The organism is Bradyrhizobium sp. (assembly GCF_049581145.1).
GTDB lineage: Bacteria > Pseudomonadota > Alphaproteobacteria > Rhizobiales > Xanthobacteraceae > Bradyrhizobium.
In genome coordinates this window covers 1-10,420 of sequence record NZ_JBAURI010001258.1, presented here as the reverse complement: position 1 = coordinate 10,420, position 10,420 = coordinate 1, and the positions used below count along the sequence as shown (strand labels likewise).

Below are 10,420 nucleotides of genomic sequence, written 5' to 3'. Positions count from 1 at the left end.
GCGTGAGGATTGCGGCCTCACCGGCACCCATGTCGGCTGCGAGCACGGCGTCTGCGGCGCTTGCACCATCCTGTTCGACGGCGCGCCAGCCCACGCCTGTCTGCTCTATGCCGTGCAGGCGCAGGGCCACGCCATCACGACCATCGAGGCGTTCGCGGCAAATGGCGAACTGTCGGTCGTGCAGCAGGCGTTGCACGAGGAGCACGGCCTTCAATGCGGATTCTGCACACCCGGCGTCGTCGTCACCATGGAGGCTTGGCTGGACGAACATCCGGACCCGACCGAACCCGAGATCCGCGAGGCGCTGTCGGGCAATCTCTGCCGCTGCACCGGTTATCACAACATCGTCGCAGCGGTGCTAAAGGCAGCGGCGCGGCGACGCGCGGGGGTGAGCCGGTGACAGAGCCACGCACTATCGGCGCCGCGTTGCCGCGCAAGGAGGACTTCCGCCTCATCACCGGGCAGGGGCGCTATCTCGACGACATCGCCGTGCCGAACTGTCTACACGCGCATTTCCTTCGCTCGCCGCATGCTCATGCACGCATCGTCGTCATCGATTGCAAGGAGGCGCGCGCCGCCGAGGGCGTCGTTGCCGTGGTGACAGGGCGCGAACTCGCCGAATGGACGACGCCGCTGCGGATGGCGCCGCCGATCGAGGGGCTGCAGCCGACCGAATGTCCGACCATGCCGCTCGACAAGGCTCGCTTCATCGGCGATCTCGTGGCCTGCATCGTCGCCACCGACCGCTATTTGGCGGAAGACGCCGCCGAGCTGATCGAGGTCAGTTATGAGGCACTCGAGCCGGTGGTGGACCTCAAGCAGGCGCTGGCAACGGACGCGCCATTGGTCGACGATCATCTTCCCTCGAACCTTGTCGCGCGTCAGAGCTTCAGCGCCGGCGACCCGGGCAGCCACTTTGCCGAAGCGGAGATCGTGGTCACGGCCGAATTCCGCCAGGCGCGGCAGACCCACGCGCCGATCGAGACGCGGGGCTGCTGTGCGCTCTGGGACGGCGGGCGGCGCCATCTCACCATCCATATCGGCAGCCAGGTGCCGCACCCGTTCCGCACGCAGCTGGCGCGCCGCCTGCGGCTGACCGAGTCGCAGGTGACTGTCCTCTGTCCCGATATCGGCGGCGCGTTCGGCCAGAAGATCGCGCTCTACCGCGAGGAGCTGACCGTGGCCGCGCTGGCGCGGCAGCTCGGCCGCCCGGTACGCTGGCGCGAGGATCGCGCCGAGAACCTGATTGCGGCGAGCCATGCCCGTGAAGACGTCGCGCGCATCCGCGCCGCGGTTGATCGCGATGGCCGCATCCTGGCGCTGGAACTCGAGATCGCCGAGGATTTGGGCGCCTACTGCTTTTACCCGGCGAACTATCTCGCCCGCGTGGTGGCGATGATCCTGACCGGCCCGTATCGGATCGACGACTATGCCTTCGACGTCAAGGTTGCGTTGACCAACAAGTGCGGCAACGGCCCGATGCGCGCGCCGATGGCGATCACCAGCTGGGTGATGGAAGGGACCATCGAAGCGATCGCGCGCCGGCTGGGGCTCGATCCCGTCGAGGTCCGCCGCCTCAATATGCTGCAGCGGACCGACCTGCCGTTCACGATGCCGTCGGGGCTCCTGGTTGAGGACATCACGCCACGCGAGACCATGGAAGCGGCGCTGCGGATCTTCGACGTCGCTGCTTTTCGCGAACGCCAGGTGCGCGACCGTATCCGCGGCATCCATCGCGGCTTCGGGCTGTGTTGTGTCGTCGAGTCGACGACCTACGGCTCGGCTTTCTACAAGGCGGCCGGCATTCCCGGCTCCGGTCACGAAGCCGGTTGGGTGAAGATCGAGCCTTCGGGCGCGGTCAACGCCTCGGTCGGCCTGATGGCCTCGGGCCAGGGTTATGAAACCACCTTCGCCCAGGTTGTCGCGGACCCGCTTGGCATCGATCCCGCCGAAGTTCATATCCATCTCGGCAACACCGACACTGCGCCCTACGGCATGGGAAGCCGTGGCGCGCGCGGTGGCACCGCCGGGGGAGGCGTGCTCCTGATCGCAGCCCAGACGATGCGCGACAAGGTCCTGACGATCGCGGCCGCGCTGCTCGGCCTCAACAGCAGCGGCGAATTGCGCCTACGGGGCGGCCGGGTCGAGCGCCAGCTTGACGGCGAATGGCACGCAGCCGGCCCCTCGCTTGCCGACATCGCCCATGTCGCTTATTTCGATCCGCTGCGGCTGCCGCCGGGCCTCGCGCCCGGCCTCGAAGCTCACTGCACTTATGATCCGCCGCCGATGACCTTCTCCAACGCCACGCATCTGTGCGAAGTGCGCCTCGATGTCGCGACCGGCCATGTCATCGTGGAGCGTTACCTGGTCGTCGAGGACTGCGGCACGGTCTACAACCCGGCGATCGTCCGCGGTCAGCAGCAGGGCGCCATCGCTATGGGCATCAGCGGCGTGCTGCTCGAGGAGGTGGTCTATGACGAGACCGGCCAGAATCGTTCGGGTAGCTTCGCCGATTATCTGCTTGCCACGGCCGTGGAGATCCCGCCGATCGAGGTGGTTTCGCAGCATACGCCTAGCAGGCAAACCCCGACGGGCAGCAAAGGCATGTCAGAAGGCGGCGTGATGGGTGCCATCGGCGCGCTGCCGAGCGCGGTCAACGACGCGCTGGCGCCGTTCGGCATCGTGGTCGATCGTCAGCCGCTCACTCCGATGTATCTGCGCGAATTGCTGCGCGACCGGAGCATTGGGAAACGAGGATGATGACGCCTGGGGCAGCCGAGATTTCCACTTGATGCTATGGCAGCCGTTCTCGACAACCACATCGCTCGCCGCCTGGTGCGTGAGGCTTCGGTTCCTCAGGGGAATCGCGAACTGCCTATGCAAAGGATCGGGCGGAGTATCGCAGGTTTTGGCTGGTGTGGGATACGTGGGCTTACACCATTGTCTTGGTTTGTCGAGAAGACGCGGTGGGTTCTCAGAGACGGGGATGGGGTACCCCGCTAAAAGCGGTCGGATACGTAGCGGCCTTACTAGTGTTCGTCATCGCGGCAACGGTGCGCAAAACTCTAACGCCGCTTGCTGGAGCGACATGCCCAGCCCATCGTGCCAGACGATCTTGATCAGTTGTCGCGGTGCCGCGGAACACAGGGAGGTCTCCGACGTGGGGGCGCGCCTGAAGGGCTTCCGGCGCCAGCAAGGCTGGCAAGTTCATGCTGCAGCGCATGTCGGTGTGCGGTGTGGCCGGTCGCAATCCGCTCCCGCGCGCGCTGATGCAACGGGGATCATCGTCGTAGTCCATCAGCCAGCCTCGCGACCGCGGTCTTCGGCGTCGACGCGTCGACTGGACCTGTGATCCTCATCCTGGCTCCGGTCGCAAACTCAATCTCGATCACCTCGCCACTAGCCGATCCAGACGGGTCAGGCAGGCATTGTCCTCGCTTCCAGGACCAGCGTCGCCCAGCACAAGCCGATCTATGGGGCAGCCGAACCGGATGAGCGATACATCCTAAGCCGTGGAGCATCACCTATTTGGACCGAGGGGGGCCGCTCCCGTCCTCACTGAGAACGCCGCAACGATATCGCAACGAAATGGGTGAAACGACCGTGAACAAAACGAGACGTAAGCACTTGCCGCAGCGAGAAAAATCAATAACTTAGACGATACCCACTACGTTCGGGACGCAGGGGTCGCAGGTTCGAATCCTGCCACTCCGACCAGAAATCGCTCGGTTTTTTCTTCTCATTTCGATCCTCGGTCAAGTCGGCCACCGTTTCGGCCACGGAAGCATACCGACCCTTTTGGCCGATTTCCCCGACCCGCGCAGGTGGTCGGGATGATGGTGCCGATAGAGGTGTCCGGGACTTCCGCGGACGCACCCAGGAAGCCGGTGGCTTCCCAGATCGGCAACCCGCGCTGCGTCAGCCATGTCGCTGGCGGTGCGGCGCAAAGGTGTGCGGGATGGCGTTGCCCGGCAGACTGGCGAGCCCCGCAGCCGTTTTGAAGCCGCCCTTGATCGAAACGCTGAGGCAATACGCGCCAGTCCGAGTCCCAGTATAAAGGCCAATCAAAATAGATCGGCGATATGTCGCCAGGGGCCGGCTGCTTGTGCTCACCGGATCACCCATTGACATCGCCGGATGGATCGCCTGCTTCTCTCGATCGCGCCGGCTGTGTTAGATCAGCGCTGCCGCTTCGTTTCGCGTGAGCCACCAGTCGCGGGCCTCTCCCTTGGGCGGCAGCGACGCGCGTACCACGTCCCCGGTGAAAGCCTTCACTTTGCATGATGGTTGATTGCGGCGCGAGCGGTCTCGATGCCGCGGCGCGCCGCCGCGATGTTTGATCTCGAGGGGGTCCATCAGTGAGTTGATGCGTGTCACAAGTGTCATCTTGGTGTCAGGCCTGCCTCGCACAACAAATTCCGGCAGTTCGGCTTGCCAGGGGCATGGACGGAAAAAGGAACCGCTGTCCGCCGGTTGCGTTTAGGAACGTCTGCCGGAAGAAACAGTGGCGGACCTGCCGTGTCGCGGCCAGTAACGTCAATGCTCGCTTCCCGGCACCATGTTCCGTCTTTGGCTCCGGGCCAGTCCACTCGCGCCGATGCTTCCGCAGGAACGGCTCCAATGACGTCGACAATCGAGGACTATGCGATCATCGGCGACGGTAGGAGCTGTGCGCTGGTTGCCAAGACAGGATCGATCGATTTCCTTTGCTGGCCCAGGTTCGACAGCGATGCGTGTCTTGCGGCCCTCTTGGGCGATGAGCGGCACGGCTATTGGCGTGTTTCCCCGGCCGGATTTGTCTCGCAGACCAGCCGCCGCTACCGCAAGGACACGACGATCCTTGTCACCGAGCATGTAACCGATACTGGCTGCGTTCGCGTGACGGACCTCATGCCCTGGCATGACGGCGCATCGTCGATCATCCGTACCGTAGAGGGGCTGGCGGGCGAGGTGCAGATGGCAATGTCGTTGAAGCTTCGCTTCAGCTACGGTCGGATCTCGCCGTGGAGGCAACGCCACGAACGCGGTCTGATCTTCGAGTCCGGTGCGGACCGCGTTGTCCTCGACTGTCCCGTCGAACTGACCATGGACACCGACGATGTCAGCGCCCGCTTCGTGCTCGCCAAGGGTGCAAATATCGCCTTCGTCCTGAGCCATTCGCCCTCAACGATGGCGCTGCCCTCGCCATTGAAGGTTGATGCGCTGATCAAGGCAACGGAAAAGGAATGGAAGAGCTGGATCGGCCGATTCAAGGCGAAATGCCGCTGGGGTGAACCAGTGCGACGGTCGTTGATCACGCTGCGCACCCTGATCGACCGGCAAGGCGGTGGGGTCGTCGCCGCCGCGACATTGGGGCTGCCCGAAGTTCCGGATGGATCGGCGAACTGGGACTATCGCTACTGCTGGCTGCGCGACTCTACCTTCACGTTGACCGCGCTGCTCAACGCCGGCTTCCATGACGAGGCGATGCGCTGGCGCGATTGGATCTTGCGCGCCGTCGCCGGGCAGCCCGACGCCATGCAGATCGTCTATCGGATCGATGGCAGCCGGCGGCTGGAGGAAAATATCGCCGAATGGCTGCCCGGTTATCAGGGCGCGCTTCCGATCCGGATCGGCAATGCCGCCTCCACACAGGTGCAACTCGACGTCTTTGGCGAACTGATGGACAGCTTCGACGTCATGGCCAAGGCGGGTATCGAGCGCTCGGAGCGCATCGTCGAAGTCGAGACGGCCATCGTCGAGCATCTCGAGAAGGTTTGGGACAGACCGAGCGCCGATATCTGGGAAGGCCGCGGTGCCCCCGAACGATACACCTACTCTCAGGTTATGGCCTGGGTCGGTATCACCCGCTTCGTGGCAGCCCATTCCGACAATCAGCGGATCGATCAAGGTCTGGTCGCGCGGCTGAAGAAATTGGGCGAGGCCATGCATCGCGCGATCTGTGAGCGCGGATATTCCAGCAACCTTGGTCATTTCGTTCAGTATTATGGCGGCGACACGCTGGATGCCTCCTTGTTGCTGCTGCCGCTCGTGGGCTTCCTGCCGGCCGATGATCCGCGCATCGCCAATACGATCGCTGCGATCGAGCGCAATCTGATGGACGGCGGGTTGGTGCGGCGCAAGCCGGCGCGGCCCGATGGGCATGACGAAGGCGCCTTCCTCGTCTGCTCGTGCTGGTTGGCGGATTGCTACAAAATGCAGGGCCGCGACGACGAAGCCGCGCAGATGCTGGAGCGGGTGATTTCCGTCGCGAACGATGTTGGTCTGCTCAGTGAAGAATACGATGTCGGCAGCCGCAGCCTGACCGGCAATATTCCGCAGGCCCTGACGCATCTGGGCCTGATCAACACCGCCTTGTTCCTGTCCGGTCCGGTGATCAGGCGAGCCGGCGCATGAGGGCTGGGCGAGCACTGGTGAGCCTTCTTGCCATGCCGCCTGTGGTGGCGCTCGGCGGCTGTGACGTCCTGAGGCTCGGCGTGATGAACCACGCCGGCCCGATCGCCGCAAGCCAATGGCACCTCTATATCATCGTCGGCATCGTCCTGACCTTCGTCGCCGGACCCGTGCTGCTGCTGACCCCGCTCTTCGCCTGGCATTACCGGCTGTCAAACAAGCATAGCGCGTTCCAGCCGAACTGGCGGTTTTCATGGACCCTGGAGGGTTTTATCTGGATTCCGCCGGTCGGCATCGTCATCGGCCTCAGCGTCCTGCTGTGGACTTACACCCATGCGCTCGATCCCTATCGGCCGATCGCGGCGGCTCAGCCGCCGCTCCAGATTCAGGCGGTCGGGCTCGACTGGAAATGGTTGTTCATCTACCCGGATCAGGGTATCGCGGCGGTCAATCAGCTGGTGATACCCGCCGGCCAGCCGGTCCATATCAGCCTGACCAGCGGCACGGTCATGCAGGCGCTGCTGATCCCCCAACTCGCCGGCCAGATCTATGCGATGGGCGGAATGACCACCCAGCTCAACCTGGCCGCTTCCCGTCCCGGGACCTATCGCGGCGAGAACACCCAGTTCAACGGGGACGGCTTCCAGAACGAGAAATTCGACGTGGTCGCGTTGCCGCCTGAGGCGTATGAGCGCTGGCTGACGCAGATGCACGTCGCTTCTCATGCGCTCGACGCCACCGCCTATGCCGGGCTCTTCGAAAAATCGTCGCCGCCGCAACCGATTTTCTTCTCCTCAATTCCACCCGACCTGTTCCAGCGCATCCTCAAGCAAACCCGGAACCCGAGCCATGACGACTGAGGGCATCTGGCCAGCGGTGCTGGGACGCTTCGACTGGCACGCGTTACCTTTCGTCCGAGCCTGGGAGGACCCCACCGCCAGCGAAATCATCGGCGCGTGTGCCGCTGCGATCGTCGTGATCGGCGCCGTCGTGACCGTGGTGCTGATCACCCGGCTCGGCAAGTGGCGCTACCTGTGGTCCGAATGGCTCACCAGCCTGGATCACAAGAAGATCGGCGTCATGTACATCGTGATCGCCTTCGTGATGCTCAGCCGGGCGCTGATCGAAGCGGTGCTGATGCGGATGCAGCAGGCGGCGGCTGTCAACCATCCCGGCTTTCTTGCGCCGGATCATTTCGCGCAATTGTTCAGCACCCACGGCAGCATCATGATTTTCTTCATGGCCATGCCGTTCCTCACAGGCATCATAAACTATGTCATGCCGCTGCAGATTGGCAGCCGCGACGTCGCATTCCCGCTGCTCAACTCGATCAGCCTGTGGCTGACCGGCGGGGCGGCCGGGCTGATGATGGTATCATTGGTCATCGGCGAATTTTCGACCGGCGGCTGGAGCGGCTATCCGCCCTATACCGAACTTGCCTTCAGCCCGGGGGTCGGGCCCGACTACTGGATCTGGGCGGTTACACTCGGTTCCATCGGATCGACGCTGACCGGGCTGAATTTCGCGGTCACCATCTACAAGATGCGCTGCCCGGGCATGCAGCTGATGCGGATGCCGCTTTTCGTCTGGACGGCGCTGTGCACCAGCATTCTGATGATCTTCGCGATGCCGCCGCTGACCCTTGCGACCGCGCTTCTGGCGCTCGACCGCTATCTCGGCTTCCATTTCTTCACCAACGACCTCGGCGGCAACATGATGAACTACGCCAACCTGTTCTGGCTGTTCGGTCACCCCGAGGTCTACATCCTCATCCTGCCGGCCTTTGGGGTGTATTCCGAGGTGGTCTCCACGTTCTCCAGCAAGGAACTTTACGGCTACACCTCGCTGGTCCTGGCGACGATGGCGATCGCCCTTCTGTCGTTCACGGTCTGGGTGCACCACTTCTTCACCATGGGACAGAGTGCCGATATCAATGCCGTGTTCGGCATCGCCACGATGACGATCGGCGTGCCGACAGGGGTCAAGATCTACGACTGGATTTGGACCATGTTTCGCGGCCAGGTGCGCTTTACCGTGCCGATGCTCTACTCGCTCGCCTTCATGATGACCTTCGTCCTGGGTGGCTTCACGGGCATCCTCCTCGCCTTTCCGCCTCTCGACTATCTGGTGCACAACACCGTGTTTCTGGTGGCGCACTTTCACAACATGCTGATTCCCGGACTGCTCTACGGGATGCTGGCGGGCTATCATTACTGGTTTCCCAAGGCCTTCGGTTTCCGGCTGGACGAAAAATGGGGCCGCATCGCGTTTGGCTGCTGGGTGATCGGTTTCTACCTGGCGTTCATGCCGCTCTATGTGCTCGGTGCAGCCGGCATGGCGCGACGTACGCAGGAGGTGTTCGAGCCCGCTTTCCGACCCTGGCTCTATGTCGCGGGCCTGGGCGCCCTGGTATTGTTCTGCGCACTGGCATCCCTCTTCATCCAGTTGTGGATCAGCATTCGCGACCGCAACGCCAACCGCGTGTTTGCCGGCGACCCCTGGGACGGGCGCGGGCTGGAATGGTCGACTTCGGCGCCGCCGCCGGAATACAATTATGCGGTGCTGCCGCACGTCCACGGCCTCGACCCGTTCTTCGACGGCAAGCGCCGTGGCGACTGTTATACGGCGCCCGCATCCTATGATGACATCGAGCTTCCCAAAAACAGCATGACCGCTCCCGTGATCGGCGTGGTCGGCGCCGCAACGGCGTTCGGCCTCGTCTGGCACATGTGGTGGCTCGTGGTCGTCGGCGCGCTGGCGATCATCGCGACGGTGATCGCCCGAAGCTTTGCCCGCGATGTCCACCGGATCATCCCCGCCGGCGAGGTCGAGCGCGCCGAGCGGAACTGGCTGCGTGCCGTGACCGACGCGACGCCGATCCCGCGAGAGGTCGAGATGACATCCGTCAACCAGGGCCTGGCCGAGGTATGCAGATGAGCGCGTACGAGCTCAAATATCCGGGCCTCAATCTCGGCAGCACCGACGAACTGACCCACGAACAGGCGGAAAACGGCATTTTCGGCTTCTGGGTGTTCTTGATGAGCGACGCGGTGATCTTCGCGCTGCTCTTCGCCACCTATGGGGTCATGCTGTCGGGCACCGCCAACGGTCCGACGCCCGCCGGCGAATACAAAATGCTGCCGGCCTTCATCGAAACCCTGATCCTTCTGACCAGCAGCTTCAGCTATGGAATGGTCTCGGTGGCGATGAAGCATGGCGCCCCGCGCCGCCGGTTGCTGGCCTGGATGGGCCTAACCCTTCTGCTCGGCCTTGGCTTCATCGGCATGGAGCTGCATGATTTCGCGACCATGTTCGGCGATGGCGCCTATCCCTGGCGCAGCGGATATCTATCGTCCTTTTTCGCGCTGGTGCCGCTGCACGGGCTGCATGTCTTCTTCGGCAGCCTGTGGATCGGCGTGATGATGGTACAAGTCCTGACGATAGGCCTGGACGCACGCGTCAAAATCAACATCCTGCGGCTCGGCCTGTTCTGGCACTTTCTCGATATCGTGTGGATCGCGATCTTTTCGGTCGTCTATCTCGAGGGATTGATCCGGTGAGCAGCCCAAACGACGGCAAGCAACAGGAAATCCGCTCCTACGCCATCGGCTACGGCCTGTCGCTGGCACTGACGGGTGCGGCTTTCGCCGCCGTGCGCTGGCCGAACTTCGCATCGAAGGCGACGCTCGCCATCGTATTCGGACTGGCACTGATCCAGATGGTCGTGCATTTCAGATTTTTCCTGCACGTGAGCCTGCGCAAATCGGCGCGCGACGATCTTCAGCTGATCCTATTCTCATCGCTGATCGTGATGCTCATGGTTGCGGGCACGCTCGTCATCCTGTTCAACCTGCACGCCCGGATGATGTAGCGCCTGGAATTCGTCCGAGGCGTCCGCGTGGCGAAGCGATCGCAGTGCGGATCGCGATCGCCTGGATCGTCAGGGGAGCGATCGACGCGGTCCACGCTGACGCCACTCAATGGATTTCTGGTGCGCGAGCGCTCGTGGTGCGCCATGGTCTGGTGA

Annotated in this window: 8 protein-coding genes; 7 read left to right on the top strand and 1 reads right to left on the bottom strand. The window is 63.3% G+C overall.

Annotated elements, in window-relative coordinates:
* Both WCB02_RS39970 and WCB02_RS39965 read left to right on the top strand, forming a co-directional pair.
* Nucleotides 1-400, top strand: a 400-nt coding sequence (locus WCB02_RS39970) for a (2Fe-2S)-binding protein (protein WP_423968031.1), incomplete at its 5' end; no start/stop codon positions are given.
* Nucleotides 397-2,760 carry a xanthine dehydrogenase family protein molybdopterin-binding subunit gene (locus WCB02_RS39965; protein ID WP_423968029.1) on the top strand — a complete coding sequence of 788 codons (2,364 nt, stop codon included), beginning with the start codon at nucleotides 397-399 and terminating at the stop codon, nucleotides 2,758-2,760. The genes WCB02_RS39970 and WCB02_RS39965, both read left to right, overlap by 4 nt.
* Before the next feature lie 1,413 nt (nucleotides 2,761-4,173).
* On the opposite strand, the gene WCB02_RS39960 is transcribed toward WCB02_RS39965, so the two are convergent.
* A complete protein-coding gene (locus tag WCB02_RS39960; protein WP_423968026.1) occupies nucleotides 4,174-4,377 on the bottom strand; it encodes a hypothetical protein in 204 nt (67 codons plus the stop codon).
* A 243-nt stretch (nucleotides 4,378-4,620) separates the two neighbouring features.
* Between WCB02_RS39960 and WCB02_RS39955 the strand changes: the two genes are divergently transcribed.
* The 5 genes from WCB02_RS39955 to WCB02_RS39935 are packed head-to-tail and all read left to right on the top strand — an operon-like array spanning nucleotide 4,621 to nucleotide 10,264.
* Nucleotides 4,621-6,396 (top strand): glycoside hydrolase family 15 protein, encoded by a 1,776-nt coding sequence (locus WCB02_RS39955; protein WP_423968023.1) that lies wholly within the window; start codon nucleotides 4,621-4,623, stop codon nucleotides 6,394-6,396.
* 17 nt (nucleotides 6,397-6,413) lie between these two features.
* Nucleotides 6,414-7,253: a cytochrome ubiquinol oxidase subunit II gene (locus tag WCB02_RS39950; RefSeq protein ID WP_423968021.1), complete on the top strand. Its 840-nt coding sequence runs from the start codon at nucleotides 6,414-6,416 to the stop codon at nucleotides 7,251-7,253.
* Nucleotides 7,243-9,330, top strand: coding sequence for a cbb3-type cytochrome c oxidase subunit I (locus WCB02_RS39945; protein WP_423968019.1), 2,088 nt, complete (start codon nucleotides 7,243-7,245; stop codon nucleotides 9,328-9,330). Before WCB02_RS39950 ends, WCB02_RS39945 begins: the two co-directional genes overlap by 11 nt.
* Nucleotides 9,327-9,953, top strand: coding sequence for a cytochrome c oxidase subunit 3 (locus WCB02_RS39940; RefSeq protein ID WP_423968017.1), 627 nt, complete (start codon nucleotides 9,327-9,329; stop codon nucleotides 9,951-9,953). Before WCB02_RS39945 ends, WCB02_RS39940 begins: the two co-directional genes overlap by 4 nt.
* Entirely contained in the window at nucleotides 9,950-10,264 is a 315-nt protein-coding gene (locus WCB02_RS39935) for a cytochrome o ubiquinol oxidase subunit IV (protein WP_423968015.1), read from the top strand. Before WCB02_RS39940 ends, WCB02_RS39935 begins: the two co-directional genes overlap by 4 nt.
* Nucleotides 10,265-10,420: the final 156 nt, after the last annotated feature.

What these genes read in the sequence shown, in the direction of transcription:
- WCB02_RS39955 (WP_423968023.1), top strand. Translation starts at nt 4,621, where the DNA reads ATGACGTCGACAATCGAGGACTATGCGATCATCGGCGACGGTAGGAGC.
- WCB02_RS39945 (WP_423968019.1), top strand. Translation starts at nt 7,243, where the DNA reads ATGACGACTGAGGGCATCTGGCCAGCGGTGCTGGGACGCTTCGACTGG.
- WCB02_RS39940 (WP_423968017.1), top strand. Translation starts at nt 9,327, where the DNA reads ATGAGCGCGTACGAGCTCAAATATCCGGGCCTCAATCTCGGCAGCACC.